Here is a 19,758-nt window from a genome sequence, read left to right on the forward strand (position 1 = left end):
TCGCAATCCCGTTCCCGATTTAGATTTGGGCAACACTCTTCCGTTAATGTCGTCGCTAACCGTAACGATGCTTCGCTGAGCGCAAAGCCATCGCGTGGTGTGAAGGCAAGGCTCGTCGGCGCCAATGGTGGCGCACCCGCTTCTGCTTTGGCTTACGACAGTTGGGAAGAATCTAATGGCCACGATCAATTCCACTAGCTTCAGCGGCGATACGCTCGAGATCATTGCTTTCCGCCTGCATGATCAGGAATTCTGCGTCAAGACCACGACCATCCGCGAGATTCGCGGCTGGGCGCCATCGACGCCGATCCCACATGCCCCGGCCGACGTCATCGGCGTTATGAACCTGCGCGGCTCCGTGATCCCGATCATCGATCTCGCCTACAAGCTCGGCATGAAGAGCACCGTCGCCAACGAACGCAGCGCCATCGTTGTCGCCGAAGTTCACAGCATGGTCATCGGCATGCTCGTTGATCGTGTCTCGGATATTCTCACCATTTCGTCCGGCCAGGTCCAGCCGGTGCCCGAGGTGACCGCCTCCTTCGACCGCGCTTTCTGCGAAGGCATCATCGCTTCGGAAAATGGCATGATCTGCTTCCTCAACCTCGCCAAGATGTTCAAGGAAAACGAGACGGATGAACTGGCGGCCTGATCCGGCCGATATTAATTCACCACTCGAAAACCGCCCGACCTGGGCGGTTTTTGGTGCGTGTCGCAAACGACCTCGTCAAGGATGGCGTCGGCCTCGTCGGCCAGACCGGCAAGGCGCTCGAGTAGATCGTCGCCCAGGACGGGATATCGACGGCAACGTCTCCGCCATCGTCGAGGCCTCCAGGGAACAGCAACCGGCCTCAAGGAAATCAACCAGGCGGTCAATACGCTGGATCAGGCAACCCAGCAGAATGCCGCCATGGTCGAGGAGAGCACAGCCGCCAGCCACGGCCTTGCGAGGGAAGCTGAAACGCTGCGTGTCCTGCTGACGCGATTCCGCCTGCCGGACCAGATTCAGACCACCGGCGCGCAGGAGACAAGACAGACAGGCGGCGCTCTGTGGCGATCTGCGTAGGACGGGATAAAGCGCGCCGCATCAGCCAACGCCGCGCGCTTTCGTTGCTCATCCGAACAGCGCGAAGGTCGCCTTCAGCGTGACCCAAACACCCCAGAGCAGCGGAATGCCGACGACAGCCCAGGCTAGCACCGCCTTGGCGTCCAGCCCCCCGGTGCCAATGCCGAAGGAGCCGGTCGGGCCGGCATTGACGGCCGCCGACTTCGCCTGCAGCGCCGAGACCTCGTCGTCCGACGTGAACCATTTATCCGGAAGCGGCCTGACCAGCGCATTGGCGACGAGTCCGAGCGCCAGCATGCCGGCGAGGATATACATCGTGCCGGTGTAGAGCGTTGGGCCTGGAGCGACGCCGGCGGCAATCTGCGCTTCGCGGATATAGTTCACCACGACGGGGCCGACGATGCCGGCCGTTGCCCAGGCGGTCAGCAGCCGCCCGTGGATGGCGCCGACGAATTGCGTTCCGAAGATATCGGCAAGATAGGCCGGGATGGTCGCAAAGCCGCCGCCATACATCGACAGGATGACGCCGAAAGCGAGAACGAACAGCGCCTTGTTGCCCATGCCGGCGAAGGTCGGGGCCAGCGCATAGAGCCCGATGCCGAGGATGAAGAAGCAGTAGTAGGTATTCTTGCGGCCGATCTTGTCCGACAGCGAAGCCCAGAAGAACCGTCCGCCAATATTGAAGAGCGACAACAAACCCGCGAAACCGGCGGCGATCGTTGCGATCGAAGCCTTCTGCCCGGCGTCGAGCTCAGCGAAGCCAACATCCGGCAGGCCGATCAACGAACCGGCGAAGATCTCCTGCAGCATCGGCGATGCCATGCCGATAACGCCGATGCCCGCCGAGACGTTGAGGCAAAGTACGGCCCAGATGAGCCAGAATTGCTTGGTCTTATGGGCATTGCGCAGGTGCACGTGTCTGGTGGTGATCATCGTGCTCTTGGCGGCAGGCGGCGTCCAGCCCTCCGGTCGCCAGCCGGCCGGCGGGATGCGATAGCCGAAGGCCCCGCCCATCATGAAGACGAAATAGATTGCTGCCATGACGATGAAGCTCTGCCAGACGCCGACCGACACATCGGTCTTGAAAGCATTCATCAGCAGATTGGCAAGCGGAGCGCCGATCATCGCGCCGCCGCCGAAGCCCATGATCGCCATGCCGGTCGCCATGCCGCGCCGGTCGGGAAACCACTTGATCAGCGTCGAGACCGGCGAGATGTAACCGAGGCCGAGACCGATCCCGCCGATAACGCCGGCGCCGAGCCACATCAGCCAGAGCTGATGGGTGATGACGCCGACGGCGGCAAGCACGATGCCGCCGCACCAGCAGCAGGCGGAAACGACCCCCGCCTTGCGCGGACCGGCCCGCTCCAGCCAACCGCCCCAGATGGCGGCAGATGAGCCGAGCAGAACGAAGAACAGCGTATAGATCCAGCCGAGATCGGCAACGCGCCAGTCGCAAGTCGTTGTGAACAGCGCCGAGGCGAGCGTCAGATCGGGGCAGGCGGCCGAAGCGGTGATCCCGAGCGACTTGGAAAGCGGCAGCCAGAACACGCTGAAGCCATAGGCCATGCCGATGCAAAGATGGATGGCAAGCGCAGCCGGCGGCACCAGCCATCGGTTGAAACCGGGCCTTGCGACGATCCTTTCGCGATCTAGCAGGCCTGAGCCCGCCACCGCTCCGTCTGTACGGGTTTCCGCTGCCGTCATGAACAACTCCTCCTTATTTCAGACCTTGCTGGGATGGGAGCGCTGCCCGTCTTTTCAGGAGCGCAAAAGACGCTGTCGCATTTTGAATTTCTGCCAGGCTTTAAATTTAAATCGATTTAATTTTCAGGTATTCGATCATGCATTCGCGGAGTCTACTGCTGCTCCCGCACACGCCACTTTCGATTACCGGACCTGGCTTGCTTCCGCCTCCGGCTTGCGGATCATGGGAGCGGCCCGAAGCACGAGCGCATCCAGGCCGTTTTCCTCGGTCTCCAGGATTTCAAACAATTGCCGCCGCATGCGCGGCTCCCAGAATTTGTTGATGTGGTTGGCGACCCCTGGTGCGGCTTCGCTTTCCGGCTGGCTCTTGAAGAAGGTGGCGATCTGATTTGCCATATAGACAAGCTTGGTCTTGGTATCATGCGACATCGGCGATGCTTCCGGGCGAGATGCGGTGCGGGTGAGTGAATATCTCGAAATCCTCGCCGCGCACCAGCGCGATGAGCGTCATGCCGGCCTCTTCGGCCGTGCGGATGGCCAGCGCCGTCGGCGCGGAAATGGCAATGAGCACGGGGCTCCCGAGGATCGCCGCCTTCTGCACCATCTCGACCGACAGCCGGCTGGTGACGACGACGGCGCCGTTCCCGCCCCCTTCGCCGGCGCGGATGACGGCGCCGCAGAGCTTGTCCAGCGCATTGTGCCGGCCCACATCTTCGCGCACCGCAAGCAGTCCTCTGCCGGGAAGGTAGAACCCAGCGCCGTGCACAGCCCGCGTCTCGCGGTGCAGCGGCTGCGCCTCGTTCAGAAGCGAAACGGCGCGGACGATATCCGAATGCGACAGTGAGAGCGGCGATGCCGAAACGTCAGGCACCGGCCGCACCGCCTGCTCGATCGATTCGACGCCGCAGAGCCCGCAGCCGACCGGCCCCGCCATGCTGCGCCGGCGCGCCCGCAACCGGTCGGCGACATCGTCGACGAGGCTCACCTGCAGATCGATCCCCTGCTCGCCCTCGACGACCTCGATGGCGGATATCTCCGCCCGCGAGGCGATAATCCCTTCGGTCAGGCTGAAGCCAACGGCAAAATCCTCAAGGTCATCAGGCGTCGCCATCATCACCGCATGCGTGCTGCCGCCATAGGAAAAGGCGACCGGCACTTCTTCCGGCACGATCCGCGAACCCGCCTGCACGATACCGTTACGGCGGGCGGTTTCGGGAGCATGGGCGGTGGTCGTGAATTTCACCATGCGACAACAGGATGAGAGGCACCCTCCTCCGCAGTTCGGTGTGCAGCGACGTGAACGTGAGCCGCATGCTCTCTCTTCTCCCCAAAGGGTGAAATGCGAGCCTTGCCGACAACGCTGGATCGCCCCCCCATCCTCACTCCGCCGCTTCCAGCTTGCCGGCGATGCGGCGTGATTGCCGTGCCTGCTCGTCGTATTCGAGTTGCCACTCGCTCGGCCCGTTGGAGGGCGAGACCTGCACCGCCGTCACCTTGTATTCCGGGCAGTTGGTCGCCCAGTCGGAAAAGTCGGTGGTGATGACGTTGGCCTGCGTATTCGGGTGATGGAAGGTCGTATAGACGACGCCCGGCGCGACGCGCTCGGTGATCAGCGCCCGGAGCGTGGTGTCGCCGGAGCGGCTGGCGAGCTTCACTAAATCGCCATCGCGGATGCCGCGCTGTTCGGCATCGTGCGGATGGATCTCCAGCCGGTCTTCCGCGTGCCAGACGAGGTTCTCGGTCCGGCGTGTCTGCGCTCCGACATTATACTGGCTGAGAATGCGGCCGGTGGTGAGCAGCAGCGGGAAGCGCGGGCCGGTGCGCTCGTCGGTCGCCACATATTCAGTGCGGATGAACTTGCCCTTGCCGCGGACGAAACCGTTGACATGCATGATCGGCGAGCCGAGTGGGTTCTTCTCGTTGCAGGGCCACTGCACCGAGCCCATCTTCTCCAGGTAATCGTAGGAAACAAGCGCGAAACTCGGCGTTGTCGCGGCGATCTCGTCCATGATCTCCGACGGATGGGCATAGTTCCAGTCGAGTCCCATGGTCTGGGCAAGCTTCTGCGTCACCTCCCAGTCGGCATAGCCGTTGCGCGGCGTCATCACCTTGCGCACGCGGTTGATGCGCCGCTCGGCATTGGTGAATGTGCCGTCCTTTTCGAGGAAGGTCGAGCCCGGCAGGAAGACATGGGCGTAGTTGGCGGTCTCGTTGAGGAACAGCTCCTGCACGACGACGCATTCCATTGCCGCAAGGCCCGCCGCGACGTGTTTCGTATCGGGATCGGATTGGAGGATATCCTCGCCCTGAATATAGATTCCCTTGAACGAACCGTCGATCGCTGCGTCCAGCATGTTCGGTATACGCAAGCCCGGTTCGTTGCTGAGCTTCACGCCCCAGAGCTTCTCGAAAATGTCGCGCGTCGCATCGTCGGAAATATGCCGGTAACCTGGCAGCTCGTGCGGGAACGAGCCCATGTCACAGGAGCCCTGCACATTGTTCTGGCCACGCAACGGGTTCACGCCGACACCGGGACGGCCGATATTGCCTGTTGCCATCGCCAGGTTGGCGATCGCGATGACGGTGGTCGAACCCTGGCTGTGTTCGGTGACACCGAGGCCGTAGTAGATCGCGCCGTTGCCGCCCGTGGCATAGAGCCTTGCTGCACCGCGCAGATCCGCGGCCGGCACGCCGGTGAAAATCTCCGTCTCTTCCGGACTATGCTGCGGTTCGGCGACGAAAGCCGCCCAATCCTCGAACTCCGACCAGTCGCAGCGCTCGCGGATGAATGTCTCGTCATAGAGCCCTTCGCTGACGATTACATGGGCCAGCGCCGTCATGACCGCGACATTGGTGCCCGGTTTCAGCGGCAGGTGGTAGGAAGCTTCGACATGTGGCGACTGGACGATATCTGTACGGCGGGGATCAATGACGATGAGCTTCGCCCCCTGGCGTAGCCGCTTCTTCAGTCGCGAGGCAAACACCGGATGGCCATCGGTCGGGTTTGCGCCGATGATTACGACAACATCCGAATGTTCGACGCTGTCGAAATCCTGTGTGCCGGCCGAGGTCCCGAATGTCTGGCCGAGACCGTAACCGGTCGGCGAATGGCAGACGCGGGCGCATGTATCGACATTGTTGTTGCCGAAACCGGCGCGGACCAGCTTCTGCACCAGATAGGTTTCCTCATTGGTGCAGCGTGAGGAGGTGATGCCGCCGATCGAGTCGCGGCCATATTGATACTGGATGCGGCGGAACTCCGACGCCACATGCGCGAAGGCCTCGTCCCAGCTTACCTCCCGCCAGGGATCGCTGACCTTTTCACGGATCATCGGGTTGAGAACACGGTCCTTATGCGTGGAATAGCCGTAGGCGAAGCGGCCTTTGACGCAGGAATGCCCGCGATTGGCCTGTCCGTCCTTCCACGGCACCATGCGCACCAGTTCCTCGCCGCGCATCTCCGCCTTGAAGGAGCAGCCGACGCCGCAATAGGCGCAGGTGGTGACGGCCGAGTGCTCTGGCTGGCCGATCTCGATCACCGATTTCTCCGTGAGCGTCGCCGTCGGACAGGCCTGAACGCAGGCGCCGCAGGAGACGCATTCGGAATCCATGAAACTCTCATGCATGCCGGGTGAAACGCGGGAGCCGAAACCCCGCCCTTCGATTGTCAGCGCGAAGGTGCCCTGCACTTCCTCGCAGGCGCGCACGCAAAGCGAACAGACGATGCATTTGGAGGGATCGTAAGTGAAATAGGGGTTGGACGCGTCCTTCGGCATCCATTTCAGATTGATATCGCCGTTGTTGCGCGCTTTGACGTGGTTGTCACCCTCATAGCCGTAGCGTACGTCGCGCAACCCGACGGCACCCGCCATGTCCTGCAATTGGCAGTCGCCATTGGCGGCGCAGGTGAGACAGTCGAGCGGATGGTCGGAGATATAGAGTTCCATTACACCGCGGCGAATGTCCTTCAATCGCCCCGTCTGCGTGTGCACTACCATGTTTGCCGCCACCGGCGTCGTGCAGGAGGCTGGAGTGCCGGCGCGGCCCTCGATCTCGACGAGGCAGAGCCGGCAGGAGCCGAAGGCATCGACCATGTCGGTGGCGCAGAGCTTCGGCACCTCGATGCCGGCTTCCATCGATGCGCGCATGATCGAGGTGCCCTCCGGCACGCTGATCTGCTGCCCATCAATGGTGAGCGTCACCATGGTTTCGGATTTCGAAGCGGGAGTGCCGTAGTCGATTTCATGGATGAGAGACATGGTCGGCCTCCTGTACGGAAACGGAATTGAGCAAGTCAGGGCGTGCAGATGTAACTTGGAAGGTCATCACTCGGCCGCCTCCACTATCGGCGCCGGCGAAAAATCCTCCGGGAAATGCGTCATGGCGCTCATGACGGGATAGGGTGTGAAGCCGCCGAGCGCGCAGAGCGAGCCGAATTTCATCGTGTTGCAAAGGTCGGCAAGCAACACCCGGTTCTTCTCCGGCTCGATACCGTGCGCAATCTTGTCTACCGTCTCCACGCCGCGTGTCGAGCCGATGCGGCAGGGCGTGCACTTGCCGCAGCTTTCGACCGCGCAGAATTCCATGGCGAAACGCGCCTGTTTCAGCATATCAGCCGTATCGTCGAAGACGACGATGCCGGCATGGCCGATAAGTCCGTCCTTGGCGGCGAAGGCTTCGTAATCGAACGGCGTGTCGAACAGCGCCCGCGGGAAATAGGCTCCGAGCGGCCCGCCGACCTGAACCGCCTTGACCGGTCGGCCGGTCCTCGTGCCGCCGCCTATCCTGTCGACGATATCGCCGAGCGAAAGACCGAAGGCGGTTTCATAGAGTCCGGCGTATCGGACATTGCCGGCGATTTGAAGCGGAATGGTGCCGCGCGAGCGCCCCATGCCGAAATCGCGGTAGAAGGCAGCACCCTTCTCCATGATCACAGGCACGGAGGCGAGCGAAATCACATTGTTGATGACGGTCGGACAGTCAAACAGCCCCTTATGCGCCGGCAGCGGCGGCTTGGCGCGCACGACACCGCGCTTGCCTTCGAGACTGTTCAGCAAAGCGGTCTCTTCACCGCAGACATAGGCGCCGGCCCCGGTACGCACCTCAATATCGAAGCCGCGGCTCGAGCCAAGCACAGACGGGCCGAGAATCCCTGCCTGCCGGGCAATGCCGATGGCCTCGCTCATCACCGCGATCGCGTGCGGATATTCCGAACGCGTATAGATGACGCCCTTCGTGGCTCCGGTGGCAAGGCCTGAAATCGCCATGCCTTCGATCAGCACGAAGGGATCGCCCTCCATGATCATGCGATCGGCAAAGGTGCCGCTATCGCCCTCATCGGCGTTGCAAACAATATATTTGCGCTCGCCGGCGGCATCGAGAACGGTTTTCCACTTGATGCCTGTAGGAAAGCCCGCACCGCCGCGTCCGCGCAGGCCGGAATCTGTGACTTCCTTGACAATATCGACCGATCTCATCGAAACGGCGCGGCGGAGGCCGGCAAGGCCGCCATGCGCCTCGTAATCGCCGAGCGAAAGGGGATCGATGATGCCACAACGGGCGAAGGTCAGGCGGGTCTGTTCCTTGAGGAACGGGAGGTCCTCAACCTCCCCGAGACAGAGCGGATGATCGCCCCCGTTCAGCATTTCCGCATCAAGCAGGGCAGGCACATCTCTTGCCTTCACCGGCCCGTAGCCGATGCGCTTGCCGGCGACTTCAACTTCGACAAGTGGTTCCAGCCAGAACATTCCGCGCGAGCCGTTGCGCACGATCTCTGCATCGAGGCCGCGGGCGGCGATCTCCTGGGCAATCGCCTTTGCCACCTTTTCGGCTCCGAGCGCCAGCGCAGCGGCATCGCGCGGAACATAAATCTTGACTGTCATCGACGTGCCTCCGCAACGAGCTCCGCCGCCATCTGACCGTCTACCCGGCCATAAACCTCGCCGTCGAGCATCGCCGACGGGGCGCAGGCGCAGAGGCCGAGACAGTAGACCGGCTCCAGCGTTACGGCGCCGTCGGGGGTCGTCTGATGAAAATCGATCCCGAGCAACGTCTTGACGCGTTCAGCCAGCGCGTCGCCGCCCATCGACTGACAAGCCTCGGCGCGACACAGCTTCAGCACATGCCGGCCGGCGGGATGGTCGCGATAGTCGTGATAGAATGTCATCACCCCGTGCACTTCGGCGCGTGAGAGGTTCAGCTCCTCCGCGATCACAGGCACAGCTTCCTGCGGCACATAACCGAATTCTCGTTGAACCTCGTGCAGAATGGGAAGCAGCGGCCCCTCAAGGAAGCGAAGGTCCGCGACGATGGTACGCGTACGCGCTGCGATATCGCCTCCGGCGATATGAATGGTCATCAGGCAGCCCTCCCAGTGGCTTGCTCTTTCGGGATGGCCGACCTCCCCCAGCCGAGTGCCATCACCGAGACAGCATCTCAGGGAAGCCAATGACGATCAATAAAGCTGTCTTGTGGATTAATAGGTTTTTCCTATCAGAGTTCCTCATCCTGCACGAGCACTCTCGCTTCGTGCAACAAGGCCGATACGAGCGGGGTGAAGGGCTCGCGATAGGGTGCGACGAGGCCGACCAGATGGTGGGCCTCCGGCTCGACAATTGGAATCATCCGGATTTCAACCGGAAAACCAAAGGATTTGGCGACATTCCGCGGCATGATGCTCGCCCAGCGTCCGGTCCTGACATGTGAGAACAGCACGATCATCGAATTGGATTCGAGAGTCGGATGGACAGTGGCGCCTGCTTCCGTCAGGTGCCGATTGATGATGCGCCGGTTTTGCATATCGGCAGTCAATAGACAAAGCCGAAGATCGCCGACCTCCCGCCAGGTCACTTTGTCGCGATCGGACAGCGGGCTCCCTGCGGCCGTGATGAGGTTATAACGCTCGGCATAAAGGGGCACGGTCGTCACGCGGCCAAGCGGTTCGTTTTCGAGATAGGTGATGCCGGCGTCGATTTCGAGATTTTCGAGCATGCTGAGCACCTGCAGCGAGTTTCGCGAGACGATCGAGAAGGTCACTCCCGGATGTCGTTCCTGAAAGGGCGTGGTGATGCGCGAAAGCATGGCGAGCGCGGTCGGAATGGCGGCGAGGCGAATGTGGCCGGAAAGACCGCGACGCGCTGCGCGCATCTCCTCGCGCATGGTGCGGGCATCGCCGACGATGCGCCGCGCCCATTCAAGCACGCGCTGCCCCTCCGGCGTCAGCCCTTGAAATCGTGAGCCGCGCTGCACCAGCATTACACCAAGCTGATCTTCAAGCTGCCTGATGGCGGCCGAGAGCGTCGGTTGGGATATCCCGCATTCCTCCGCGGCTCGGCCGAAGTGCTTTTCGTTGGCAAGGGCGATGAAAAATTCCAGCTTGTCGATCATCCGGTCTCCCGATCCGGCGTGGAACCATCCGGATCAGCCTATCTTCGACGCAGCAACCGTGCTCCGCAAGAGCGCGTACTAATTGTTTTCAGCAGCCGGAAAAAGATCGAACAGTGATTCTAGGAAGACAGCCACGCTGGCATTGCCGATACTGTAATAGACCAGCCTGCCCTGACGGCGCGTATTGACGAGGCCTTCGAGCCTCAAACGCGCGAGCTGCTGCGAGACCATCGCCTGCTGAATGCCGAGAATGTTTTCGATTTCTCCGACCGTCCGCTCCTCGGTGGCGAGTATGCAGAGGATCAGAAGCCGGGTCTGGTGTGCCAGCGCCTTCAGCAGATCGCTCGCCTCACGGGCGCTTCCAGCGAGTTTGTGCAGTTCCTGACCGGACATTCCCGGCACGGGTTTGGGCAATGGCATTCGACATCTCGGAAGGGAAGCGAAAAGGCGGATCAGCACAATAGCATATTCGCACACGCGAATTTGCCAAAAGTGATGAAATGTCAAAAAAGGTCTAACTAAATCAGCAGATAAGCTGGCCGCCGTTGATCTCGAGGACCTGGCCGGTAATGTACCCGGAGAGGGAGGGTGCCGCCAGGAACAGATAGGCCGGAGCGCAATCCTCCGCTGTGCCCAGCCGCTGCAAGGGAATGGACTTTCTCGTCTGCTCCAGCTTCTCGCGGGAGGAATAGCGCTCATGGAAATCCGTCTCGATCGTTCCGGGCGAGACGCAATTGACGCGGATGCCATCCGGCGCAAGTTCGCGGGCAAGCGCCTTGGAATAGGTTGAAACGAAGGCTTTCGAGGCAGAATAAATCGAAGAACCGGGACTGCCGCCGGTGAGCGCGGAAATTGAAACGGTGTTGACGATGGCAGCGCCTTGCGCGGCTTTCAATGCCGGCAGCAACGCACGCGTCAGCGCCACCACCGACGTCTGGTTCAAGCGGACGATCGTTTCATAATCTGCGTCAGTCAGTGTCGCAGCCGGAAAACGGCCGAGCATGGTGCCGGCGTTGTTGACCAGCACATGCACCTTGTCGAAAAAGGCGAGCGCATTTTCAGCAAATTGCGCAGCACCGCCGACGGCGGTGAAATCGGCGTGCAACAGCAGCGCCCGCCTTTCCGATTCAGCCGTCAGCAGAAAATCCGGCAGGTCCCGTTCGGGTTTGCGACCGGTATGGACGATCACTTTCGCGCCGCAGTCCAGAAACTGCCGCGCCACTTCGAGGCCGATGCCCCGCCCGGCGCCGGTCACGACGACATTGCGATTTTCGAATAGTCTCGGATGGAACACGAAGCCGTCCTCCTCGCGGACAATGCCGCCTGTTGCGCCATTCGCCCTTAACATATGAGCGCGCCCGCCGAAAGAAAGGCAGGCATCATCTTTCCGCGAGAGGCTAGGGCTCTCCCCTGAAAGCTCATACTTCGTTTTCGGCCTCCAGCAGCCGCGCGCCCGGCCCTTCCTCGCCGAGTCGATCGAAGGGATTGCGCAAAGGGCAGCTTTCGATCGACAGGCAGCCGCAGCCGATGCAGCCGGTCAGGCGGTCTCGCAGCAGGCTGAGCTGCCTGATTCGCGCATCGAGTTCATTCTTCCAGCGCGCCGACAGCGTCTGCCAGTCGGCGACTGTCGGCGTGCGTCCCTGCGGCAGGGAGGCAAATGCCGTCTGGATTTCCGAAAGCGGAATGCCGACACGTTGCGCCACCTTGATGATGCCGAGCCGGCGAAGCACATCGCGTCCGTAGCGCCGCTGGTTGCCGCGCGTGCGGATACTCGAGATCAGCCCCTTGGCCTCATAGAAATGCAGCGCCGATACGGCAAGACCACTGCGTTGCGCCACTTCTCCGACCGTCAGAAGCCTTCCGAGCGGCGTTGCAGAAACCGTATTCATTCCTATTGACCTCAACATTGGTTGAGGTTTTATAACCCCTCCTCCCTCGGCCGTGAAGCCGCGGCGCAGGCAAGAGCGACGGTGAGACCGTCGATCGATACAGGTGAAATGACGACATCGACGCTTGCCGCCATACCGATCACCCCTGCCGAATAGCCGCCTGAGAGGTGAGCGCTCGGGTTCCGTTCCCGGCAGGTACGGAACCTCGGAAAACACCCGGACAGGACCTCCGTCCGGGTGTTTTTTATCTGCGGTCCCATCCGGCCAGACGGACTGCTTTGCAATTTTGCGGTTGCGGCAGGAAGACCCGAATGATAGTTTTCGCTGCAATAACAGGGGAGCTCCGTGTCGCCGGGGCTGAGATGCGAGGTGCAAGTCTCCGGACCCTTCTAAGCTGATCTGGGTAATGCCAGCGGAGCGAGGTCCAAATGTTTTCCGGCGCGCAAGTGTCACTTTACCCCACGTCCGGCAGTTCCGCCTGCATCATTATCGCTACCGTCATGGCAATCGCCCTCAAGCGGGTGCGGCCGCGCATCGAGACCGATGCCGTCGACAAGTTGCCACGAACGGCCCGACGAAAGCCCGAAATCGAACGCCGATGACATCGCCACGACCATCGGATTCGCGTCTTGCGACGCTCCGCCTCGCCATCTATCGCGCGATGCCCGCCTTGCTCGCAGGCTTTGCCTTTCTCGCGGCATGGGAACTTTACGTCGATCTTTCCGGCATAAAACCTTCCATCCTGCCGGCACCTTCGCGCATCCTTATCCAAGGCTGGCTGAACCGAGAGGCACTGATATCAAACACTTGGCCGACGCTCGGTGCCACGCTCGGCGGTTTCGCGCTGTCACTCGCCTTCGCCTTCGTCTCTTCCATCCTGATGGACTTCATGCCCTTCATGCGCCGCGCATTGCTGCCGATCTTCATCGCCAGCCAGACCTTGCCGCTGGTGGCGATCGCACCTCTTGTCGTTCTGTGGTTCGGTTTCGGCCTCTTGCCGAAAATATTGCTGGTGGCGCTCGTCACCTTCTTCCCGCTGCTCGTCGCTCTGCTTCAGGGCTATGAGGCGACCGACCGTGACATTGCCGAGCTCTTGAACTCGATGAAAGCGAGCCGCTGGCGCATTTTCCGCCTGGCGCGGCTTCCCTCCTCGCTGCCCTATTTCTTCGCCGGCCTCAGGATCTCGATCACCTATGCCGTCGTCGGCGCAATTTTCGCCGAATATGCCGGTGCCGCGCGCGGCCTCGGCATCTATATCCTCAACGCCAAGAACAATTTCCGTCCCGATCTGGTGCTTGCCGCCGTTATCGTCAGCGCTCTGTTGACGCTCTGCCTCTTCGCGCTGACGTTGCTGATCCAGCGTTTCGTCATGCCCTGGCAGCCATCCCAGGAACGACGCCGATGACCGGTCAGATGCTTGAGCTGCGCAACATCTCGAAGTCCTTCGACGGCATGAAGGTTTTGGGCGACATTTCGCTCGCTGTCGCAAACGGCGAGTTCGTCTCGATCGTCGGCCCATCCGGTTCCGGAAAATCGACCGTTCTGAGACTGCTGACGCAGGCGCTGCGGCCCGATTCCGGCAACATGTTTTTTAATGGTGCGGCATTGGAAGAGACGCCACATTCCTTTGCCTTCATGCCGCAACGCGATGCGCTGATGCCCTGGCGCCGGATCATCGACAATGCCGCCCTCGGGCTGGAAGTGAAGGGCATGAGCCGGCGGGCCGCCCGCGCCGCTGTTGCGCCGCTCTTCGATCGGTTCGGCCTCGCCGGCTTCGAACATCACTACCCCGCCTCCCTTTCCGGCGGCATGCGCCAGCGTGCTGCGCTGCTGCGCACCGTCATCCAGAAACAGGACATGCTTCTGCTCGACGAGCCCTTCGGCGCGCTCGATGCGCTGACCCGCACGCAGATCCAGGAGTGGCTGCAAGGCATGTGGACCGAACATCGCTGGACGGCGCTGCTGATCACCCACGATGTCCGTGAGGCCGTTTTTCTCTCCGATCGGATCTACGTGCTGTCTGCCCGTCCGGCGCGCGTCATCCGCGAATTCCGCGTTCCCCTGCCCCGCCCGAGAAGCATCGCCGACCTCGGCTCGCCGGCGGCCCAGGCGATAGAGACCGAAATCCTGCAAACCCTGCTTCATCCGCTAGAACAGGATGATTTTAGGCCGTCGGCCTAAAATCTGAATCCTGTTCTGATTTAAAGAGTTAGAGCCTGATGTCGTCCGAAAACCGCTCACAATTTTCGGCATCATCTCTAGAGACCTGAGGAGGTCACCATGCTGCTGCTCACCCGTCGACAGACGATTCTCGCCGCTATCGCAACAAGCCTCGCCGGCCGCGCCGCCTTTGCTCAATCGGCGCCGGCAAAGGTTCGCATCGCGCTCGACTGGACGCCCAACACGAACCATATCGGCATTTACGTCGCCAAGGAGAAGGGCTTTTATGCGGCCGCCGGCCTCGATGTCGAGATTCTACCCTTTACCGACACCAGCGCCGGCACGCTGGTGTCGAACGGAGTTGCCGACTTCGGCATCAGCAGCGAGATCGAGGCCCTAACGCAGCGTGCCGGCGGCGGTGACGTGAAGATGGTCTACGGCGTCGTCCAGACGGAAACCGCACGCCTGATCTTCAAGGGCGGGCGCGACGACATCAAGAGGCCTCGAGATCTCGACGGCAAGACCTATGGCGGCTTCGGTGGCACCTGGGAGAGCGCGTTGGTCTCGGCGATGATCCGCAATGACGGCGGCAAGGGCGACGTCAAGACCGTCACCCTCGGCACCTCCGCTTATGAGGCGCTGGACAATGGCTCGATTGACTTCACACTGGAAATCTACACCTGGGAAGGCATCGCCGCCGAGCTGGAAAACCGGAAGATCGGCCGCTTCCACTATTCCGACTATGGCATTCCGGACGAGCAGACGACGGTGATCGTTTCCAGCGACGCCTATCTCTCGGCAAACCGGGAAAATGCCCGCGCTTTTATCCAGGCGACGCGCCAGGGTTATGCCTATTCCGTCGACCATCCCGACGAAGCCTGCGAACTGCTGATATCGGGAAGCAACGGCGCGCTGATGAACACGCAACTGGTAAAAGCATCTCAGAAGGCGTTGATCGAAGGGCATTTCCTGAAATCCGAGGCTGGCGTGATCGGCACGCTTGACCCGGCAAAGGCCGATGCCATCGGCAGCTTTCTGTTCCAGAACGGCATTTTGGTCGATGCGAATGGCGCCGTGCTTAAGGAGAAGCCGGACTTTTCCACCTATTATACCAACGAACTCCTCGGCTGAATTTGCCCCGGCCTTGCCCGCTGCGGCTTTCCGCGGCAAGGTTTTGAGTCGGAGCGGTTTCAGCCGGATGGGGCAAGGCGGGCAACAAATGCGACCACAGGACAGACTCGCCGGAGCCGACTTTCTGCGCGCGATGGCCTGCCTGCTGGTGCTCGCTCACCATCTCGCGCTCCGGCTCGACATGCGCAGAATTCCCGACGAATTGGCGCCGACCGCAAACATCCTCCGCTTCGGCAATTTCGGCGTCGCAATCTTCTTCGTGCTCAGTGGCTTCCTTCTTGCCCGCCCCTTCTGGCGCGCGCTCGACGCCGGCGACGGCATGCCAAGCCTTGGCAACTACGCCATCCGCAGGGCGGCACGCATCGCTCCAGGCTTCTGGGTCGCCGCGAGCGTCGGCTTCATTCTCAGCCTGACGTTGCTTGCCCTGCCGCTGACGCCGGAGCTTGCGCTGCGCTACCTGTCCGGACTGCTGTTCATGAGCCAGTGGCATTGGCGCACGCTCTTTCCTGTCGAAGCCGACGGGCCGCTCTGGTCCATTCCCTTCGAGGTCACCAGCTACGTGCTCCTGCCGGTATGCTTTCTCCTGCTGTTTCGCTTACCCCCGCTGCGGCAGCGCCCATTCCTTGCCCGCTCCGTCTGGATCTGCGTCATTGCCGTCGTGCTTCTTGCCCATATGGCGATCCTGAACCTCTTTGCGCTCGACGACGTCGAGCGCGGCTGGGCGTATGGCCTGCAGGGTGGCGCGAAGGAATGGATGCCCAAATATAATCCGATCGGCTTCTTCGCCGTCTTCGCGCTCGGCGCGCTTGCCGCCGGCATCGAAGTCATGCTGCCTGCAAGACGCTCTTCCTGGTTTGATGCCACGGCCCTCCTAGCCCTTGCGGCAGCAGGCTACCGCCTCGTCGCATCGCCTGGCGGCACCCCCGAAGCCTACGGCTGGCTCGATATCCCCTATGGCTTTCCGGTCTTTCCGCTGGCGGTCGCGACGGCGCTCGTTTCACTAAGCCATTCGCAGCACGTGGGAAGACTGCTTGATAGCAGGCCAATCCGCTATATCGCAAAAATGTCTTTCGGCATCTATATCTGGCAGGAGATCATCCTGATCCTGATCCAGAGGCTCGATCCAGGATCGTTCGGCGTTTCCACACAAAACGTCGTCACCGGATGGCTGCAGTCGAGCGGGTTGGCCGTGGCGCTCGTCTTTCTGGTCGCAAGCCTCAGCTATTACCTGCTGGAGAGGCCGGCGATCGACATCGGGCACCGTCTCACGAGCCACCAGCCCAATCGAGCTACTCCTTTCAAAGTATAAATCCTTCCACACCTCAACTAGAGGCATTAAGGTTAACAGGAATTACTCCCATTTTTGGCGTCTTTATGATTACTAATTTCCTAATGATATTGATGACAAACGATATCGCTCCATGTATTTGTCTCGCTGCGGCTCAGCTTCACACTTAAACTTGTGGATTTTGCGTAATGAATGCTTTTACTTCGAAGAGAAACGCGCGCTTCGATTCGTCTCAGCGTCAGGACAAAATCAGGTCGCTGGTCATTGCGAATTCCAACATCCGCCGGCCGGAGAGCTTTTCGCATGCCCAGGGAAGGATGGCTGTTCGTCTGGGGGTGAAGCGCCTGATCGACATCGTGGTGTCCACCAGCGCACTGATCGTGCTGGCCCCGCTTTTTCTGGCAATCGCGCTTTTCATTAAATCCGACGATGGCGGCCCGGTTTTTTTCCGGCAGCTTCGGTGGGGACTGAACGGCCGCAAAATTACCGTCTTCAAGTTTCGGTCGATGCGGGCGGAAGCCTGCGATCCCAGCGGCATCCAACAGACCGTCAAGGGCGACAGCCGGATGACGGCAATCGGCGCCGTGCTCCGCAAGACCAATATCGATGAACTGCCGCAGCTTTTCAATGTCCTCAAGGGCGACATGTCATTGGTCGGCCCGCGCTGCCACGCCATCAATATGCGCGCGGCCGGCAGGCTGTATGAAGAGCTCGTGCCGGATTACCATCATCGCCACATCATGCGGCCAGGCATCACCGGCCTCGCGCAAATACGCGGCTGGCGCGGCCCGACGACGCGACCGCTGCAGGCGCGGGCCCGCATTGCCTGCGATATACATTATGTAAAGAATTTCAACCTATTGCTCGACCTGCGGATCTTGTTCAAGACACTCGTCATCGAACTGCGCGGCGGCACGGGTTTCTGAGACGGCTGCTCCAAGAGACCCAACGACGCGACCCATTGCAGCCGCTAATCTCTTCTCAAACACTCAGCGGAAATAAAAAAGGCGGCTAACGAGGCCGCCTTCATTATCACATTTCGTCGCGGTCAATCCTGCTGGACGATGCCGCGAAGATGCGTCAGTTCCATGATGAAATACTCGAGCTTCGACTTGTGCTCGTGCAACTCGGCATGTTCGAGTTCCTTGCGAGCAGCCTCAATGCGGCGGGTCAGCTCGTCCTTATGGAGTTCCTCGACCGGTACGGCAGACTCGGCCAGCAACGTGCAGCCCGTCGGCAGGATATCGGCAAAACCGCCGAAGACGACATAGTCCTGCTTCTTGCCGGAAGCCGACCGCACGCTCACGACGCCGGGCTTGATCGTCGTCATTGTCGGCGCATGATGTGCCATGACGGTCATCTCGCCCTCAGTCGCGGGAATAACGACCTCAGTCACCATCTCCGACAGGAGCAGGCGCTCCGGCGAAACGAGCTCAAAGTTGAAATTGTCAGCCATCAGTGACTTACCTTCTCGGCTATGGCTTTTGCATCTTGCAATTTGGTCCCGCAGAACGGGCAGTGCAGTATCGCCTGATCGAGATATCCGAGCCCTTCCTCGGTCTGAACCAGCCCCACAACCATCATGATCACGCCATTATCGGCACGGTAGACAGTCGGCGCGGCCGGCTCCGGAAGTTCCGCCACGACCCCCTTCAGGGAGGCGCAGCAGAATATCTCGTCCTGAGCGTCGCCCATCAAGCGGCAGCGAGCTTCTTGGCCTTTTCGATGGCTTCATCGATGGAGCCGACCATGTAGAAGGCAGCTTCCGGCAGGTTGTCATATTCGCCGTTGACGAGGCCCTTGAAGCCCTTGATCGTGTCTTCGAGCGCAACTAGCTTGCCGGGCGAACCGGTGAAGACCTCGGCAACAAAGAACGGCTGCGACAGGAAGCGCTCGATCTTACGGGCGCGGGCGACAGCGAGCTTGTCCTCTTCGGACAGTTCGTCCATGCCCAGGATGGCGATGATGTCCTGCAGGGCCTTGTAGCGCTGCAGCGTCGACTGAACCTTACGAGCAACTTCGTAGTGCTCTTCGCCGACGACCATCGGGTCGAGCATGCGCGAAGTGGAGTCGAGCGGGTCGACCGCCGGGTAGATGCCCTTTTCGGCGATCGAGCGCGACAGAACGGTCGTTGCGTCCAGGTGGGCGAACGAGGTTGCCGGCGCCGGGTCGGTCAAGTCGTCGGCCGGAACGTAAATGGCCTGGACCGAGGTGATCGAGCCGGTCGTCGTCGTGGTGATACGCTCCTGCATCGAACCCATGTCGGTTGCGAGCGTCGGCTGATAACCCACGGCCGAAGGAATACGGCCGAGCAGAGCCGACACTTCCGAACCTGCCTGGGTGAAGCGGAAGATGTTGTCGACGAAGAACAGAACGTCCTGGCCCTGGTCGCGGAAGTGTTCAGCAACCGTCAGACCGGTCAGAGCGACGCGAGCGCGTGCGCCCGGCGGTTCGTTCATCTGGCCGTAAACGAGCGCTGCTTTGGAGCCTTCGCCGCCGCCATGCTTGTTGACGCCCGATTCGATCATTTCGTGATAGAGGTCGTTGCCTTCGCGGGTACGCTCGCCCACGCCTGCGAAGACCGAGTAACCACCGTGCGCCTTGGCGACGTTGTTGATCAGTTCCATGATGAGAACGGTCTTGCCGACGCCGGCGCCGCCGAACAGGCCGATCTTGCCGCCCTTTGCGTAGGGAGCGAGAAGGTCGACGACCTTGATGCCGGTGACGAGGATCTGTGCTTCCGTGGACTGCTCGACATAGGCCGGAGCGTCCTGGTGGATGGCGCGCTTGTGGGTGGTATTCAGCGGGCCTGCTTCGTCGACCGGCTCGCCGATGACGTTCATGATGCGGCCGAGCGTTTCATCGCCGACCGGAACCGAGATCGGAGCGCCGGTATCGACGACCTGCTGGCCGCGAACGAGACCTTCGCTCGAGTCCATCGCGATCGTGCGGACTTCGTTTTCGCCCAGATGTTGAGCGACTTCGAGAACCAGACGGTTGCCGTTGTTGTCGGTTTCAAGCGCGTTCAAAATCGCCGGCAGTTCGCCTTCGAAAGCAACGTCGACGACAGCGCCGATAACCTGGGTGACTTTGCCGACAGAGCGGGTAGCTGCCTCAGCCATTTTCTTACC

The 19,758-nt window shown here is 61.1% G+C and carries 18 protein-coding genes, 2 pseudogenes and 1 riboswitch; of the genes and pseudogenes, 7 read left to right on the forward strand and 13 right to left on the reverse strand.

Annotated elements, in window-relative coordinates; all coding sequences use genetic code 11:
* Nucleotides 1-175: 175 nt before the first annotated feature.
* Nucleotides 176-652: a chemotaxis protein CheW gene (locus tag J0663_RS07225; protein WP_207243753.1), complete on the forward strand. Its 477-nt coding sequence runs from the start codon at nucleotides 176-178 to the stop codon at nucleotides 650-652.
* A gap of 74 nt (nucleotides 653-726) precedes the next feature.
* Nucleotides 727-1,066 (forward strand): annotated as a pseudogene (locus J0663_RS07230) (methyl-accepting chemotaxis protein); the annotation flags it as partial.
* A 48-nt stretch (nucleotides 1,067-1,114) separates the two neighbouring features.
* On the opposite strand, the gene J0663_RS07235 reads toward J0663_RS07230, so the two are convergent.
* From J0663_RS07235 to soxR, 10 genes are all read right to left on the reverse strand, one after another.
* Entirely contained in the window at nucleotides 1,115-2,773 is a 1,659-nt protein-coding gene (locus J0663_RS07235) for an OFA family MFS transporter (RefSeq protein ID WP_207243754.1), read from the reverse strand.
* A gap of 183 nt (nucleotides 2,774-2,956) precedes the next feature.
* Nucleotides 2,957-3,202, reverse strand: a complete 246-nt coding sequence (locus tag J0663_RS07240) for a formate dehydrogenase subunit delta (RefSeq protein ID WP_207243755.1) — start codon at nucleotides 3,200-3,202, stop codon at nucleotides 2,957-2,959.
* The gene (gene fdhD, locus J0663_RS07245; protein WP_207244456.1) at nucleotides 3,192-4,016 is read right to left on the reverse strand and encodes a formate dehydrogenase accessory sulfurtransferase FdhD; all 825 of its coding nucleotides are present in this window, start codon (nucleotides 4,014-4,016) and stop codon (nucleotides 3,192-3,194) included. The genes J0663_RS07240 and fdhD overlap by 11 nt, the downstream gene beginning before the upstream one ends.
* A 136-nt stretch (nucleotides 4,017-4,152) precedes the next feature.
* Complete coding sequence (fdhF, locus tag J0663_RS07250) at nucleotides 4,153-7,032, reverse strand: formate dehydrogenase subunit alpha (RefSeq protein ID WP_207243756.1); 2,880 nt, start codon at nucleotides 7,030-7,032, stop codon at nucleotides 4,153-4,155.
* Nucleotides 7,033-7,098: 66 nt separating this feature from the next.
* Nucleotides 7,099-8,655, reverse strand: coding sequence for a formate dehydrogenase beta subunit (locus J0663_RS07255; protein WP_207243757.1), 1,557 nt, complete (start codon nucleotides 8,653-8,655; stop codon nucleotides 7,099-7,101).
* A complete protein-coding gene (locus J0663_RS07260) occupies nucleotides 8,652-9,131 on the reverse strand; it encodes a formate dehydrogenase subunit gamma (RefSeq protein WP_064707946.1) in 480 nt (159 codons plus the stop codon). Before J0663_RS07260 ends, J0663_RS07255 begins: the two co-directional genes overlap by 4 nt.
* Nucleotides 9,132-9,265: 134 nt before the next feature.
* Nucleotides 9,266-10,159, reverse strand: coding sequence for a LysR family transcriptional regulator (locus tag J0663_RS07265; RefSeq protein ID WP_064707947.1), 894 nt, complete (start codon nucleotides 10,157-10,159; stop codon nucleotides 9,266-9,268).
* 78 nt (nucleotides 10,160-10,237) lie between these two features.
* On the reverse strand, nucleotides 10,238-10,579 hold the full coding sequence (locus J0663_RS07270) for an ArsR/SmtB family transcription factor (RefSeq protein ID WP_207243758.1): 342 nt from the start codon (nucleotides 10,577-10,579) through the stop codon (nucleotides 10,238-10,240).
* A 103-nt stretch (nucleotides 10,580-10,682) separates the two neighbouring features.
* Nucleotides 10,683-11,453, reverse strand: coding sequence for an SDR family NAD(P)-dependent oxidoreductase (locus tag J0663_RS07275; protein WP_138396413.1), 771 nt, complete (start codon nucleotides 11,451-11,453; stop codon nucleotides 10,683-10,685).
* A 124-nt stretch (nucleotides 11,454-11,577) separates the two neighbouring features.
* Entirely contained in the window at nucleotides 11,578-12,048 is a 471-nt protein-coding gene (gene soxR / locus J0663_RS07280; protein ID WP_064707949.1) for a redox-sensitive transcriptional activator SoxR, read from the reverse strand.
* Nucleotides 12,049-12,372: 324 nt separating this feature from the next.
* Nucleotides 12,373-12,486, forward strand: a riboswitch (TPP riboswitch).
* A gap of 160 nt (nucleotides 12,487-12,646) precedes the next feature.
* Between soxR and J0663_RS07285 the strand changes: the two genes are divergently transcribed.
* The 5 genes and pseudogenes from J0663_RS07285 to J0663_RS07305 all read left to right on the forward strand — a co-directional run bounded on the left by J0663_RS07285 (nucleotide 12,647) and on the right by J0663_RS07305 (nucleotide 17,553).
* On the forward strand, nucleotides 12,647-13,453 hold the full coding sequence (locus tag J0663_RS07285; protein ID WP_138396327.1) for an ABC transporter permease: 807 nt from the start codon (nucleotides 12,647-12,649) through the stop codon (nucleotides 13,451-13,453).
* Nucleotides 13,450-14,261: pseudogene (locus J0663_RS07290) on the forward strand (ABC transporter ATP-binding protein). Before J0663_RS07285 ends, J0663_RS07290 begins: the two are co-directional and overlap by 4 nt.
* 67 nt (nucleotides 14,262-14,328) lie before the next feature.
* Nucleotides 14,329-15,339 carry an ABC transporter substrate-binding protein gene (locus J0663_RS07295; RefSeq protein ID WP_207243759.1) on the forward strand — a complete coding sequence of 337 codons (1,011 nt, stop codon included), beginning with the start codon at nucleotides 14,329-14,331 and terminating at the stop codon, nucleotides 15,337-15,339.
* An 88-nt stretch (nucleotides 15,340-15,427) separates the two neighbouring features.
* The gene (locus tag J0663_RS07300; protein ID WP_207243760.1) at nucleotides 15,428-16,648 is read left to right on the forward strand and encodes an acyltransferase family protein; all 1,221 of its coding nucleotides are present in this window, start codon (nucleotides 15,428-15,430) and stop codon (nucleotides 16,646-16,648) included.
* A 167-nt stretch (nucleotides 16,649-16,815) separates the two neighbouring features.
* Nucleotides 16,816-17,553: a sugar transferase gene (locus J0663_RS07305; RefSeq protein ID WP_207243761.1), complete on the forward strand. Its 738-nt coding sequence runs from the start codon at nucleotides 16,816-16,818 to the stop codon at nucleotides 17,551-17,553.
* Nucleotides 17,554-17,675: 122 nt separating this feature from the next.
* On the opposite strand, the gene J0663_RS07310 is transcribed toward J0663_RS07305, so the two are convergent.
* The 3 genes from J0663_RS07310 to atpD are packed head-to-tail and all read right to left on the reverse strand — an operon-like array spanning nucleotide 17,676 to nucleotide 19,749.
* Nucleotides 17,676-18,083, reverse strand: a complete 408-nt coding sequence (locus J0663_RS07310) for a F0F1 ATP synthase subunit epsilon (RefSeq protein ID WP_207243762.1) — start codon at nucleotides 18,081-18,083, stop codon at nucleotides 17,676-17,678.
* The gene (locus J0663_RS07315) at nucleotides 18,083-18,322 is read right to left on the reverse strand and encodes a hypothetical protein (RefSeq protein ID WP_207243763.1); all 240 of its coding nucleotides are present in this window, start codon (nucleotides 18,320-18,322) and stop codon (nucleotides 18,083-18,085) included. The genes J0663_RS07310 and J0663_RS07315 overlap by 1 nt, the downstream gene beginning before the upstream one ends.
* Nucleotides 18,322-19,749: a F0F1 ATP synthase subunit beta gene (gene atpD / locus J0663_RS07320; RefSeq protein WP_207243764.1), complete on the reverse strand. Its 1,428-nt coding sequence runs from the start codon at nucleotides 19,747-19,749 to the stop codon at nucleotides 18,322-18,324. The genes J0663_RS07315 and atpD overlap by 1 nt, the downstream gene beginning before the upstream one ends.
* Between the last annotated feature and the right edge of the window lie 9 nt (nucleotides 19,750-19,758).

This window comes from Rhizobium lentis, assembly GCF_017352135.1.
GTDB lineage: Bacteria > Pseudomonadota > Alphaproteobacteria > Rhizobiales > Rhizobiaceae > Rhizobium > Rhizobium lentis.

Coding starts and splice junctions, on each gene's coding strand:
- J0663_RS07225 (WP_207243753.1), top strand. CDS start 176: ATGGCCACGATCAATTCCACTAGCTTCAGCGGCGATACGCTCGAGATC.
- J0663_RS07235 (WP_207243754.1), bottom strand. CDS start 2,773: ATGACGGCAGCGGAAACCCGTACAGACGGAGCGGTGGCGGGCTCAGGC.
- J0663_RS07240 (WP_207243755.1), bottom strand. CDS start 3,202: ATGTCGCATGATACCAAGACCAAGCTTGTCTATATGGCAAATCAGATC.
- fdhF (WP_207243756.1), bottom strand. CDS start 7,032: ATGTCTCTCATCCATGAAATCGACTACGGCACTCCCGCTTCGAAATCC.
- J0663_RS07255 (WP_207243757.1), bottom strand. CDS start 8,655: ATGACAGTCAAGATTTATGTTCCGCGCGATGCCGCTGCGCTGGCGCTC.
- J0663_RS07260 (WP_064707946.1), bottom strand. CDS start 9,131: ATGACCATTCATATCGCCGGAGGCGATATCGCAGCGCGTACGCGTACC.
- J0663_RS07265 (WP_064707947.1), bottom strand. CDS start 10,159: ATGATCGACAAGCTGGAATTTTTCATCGCCCTTGCCAACGAAAAGCAC.
- J0663_RS07270 (WP_207243758.1), bottom strand. CDS start 10,579: ATGCCATTGCCCAAACCCGTGCCGGGAATGTCCGGTCAGGAACTGCAC.
- soxR (WP_064707949.1), bottom strand. CDS start 12,048: ATGAATACGGTTTCTGCAACGCCGCTCGGAAGGCTTCTGACGGTCGGA.
- J0663_RS07285 (WP_138396327.1), top strand. CDS start 12,647: ATGACATCGCCACGACCATCGGATTCGCGTCTTGCGACGCTCCGCCTC.
- J0663_RS07295 (WP_207243759.1), top strand. CDS start 14,329: ATGCTGCTGCTCACCCGTCGACAGACGATTCTCGCCGCTATCGCAACA.
- J0663_RS07300 (WP_207243760.1), top strand. CDS start 15,428: ATGCGACCACAGGACAGACTCGCCGGAGCCGACTTTCTGCGCGCGATG.
- J0663_RS07305 (WP_207243761.1), top strand. CDS start 16,816: ATGAATGCTTTTACTTCGAAGAGAAACGCGCGCTTCGATTCGTCTCAG.
- J0663_RS07310 (WP_207243762.1), bottom strand. CDS start 18,083: ATGGCTGACAATTTCAACTTTGAGCTCGTTTCGCCGGAGCGCCTGCTC.
- J0663_RS07315 (WP_207243763.1), bottom strand. CDS start 18,322: ATGGGCGACGCTCAGGACGAGATATTCTGCTGCGCCTCCCTGAAGGGG.
- atpD (WP_207243764.1), bottom strand. CDS start 19,749: ATGGCTGAGGCAGCTACCCGCTCTGTCGGCAAAGTCACCCAGGTTATC.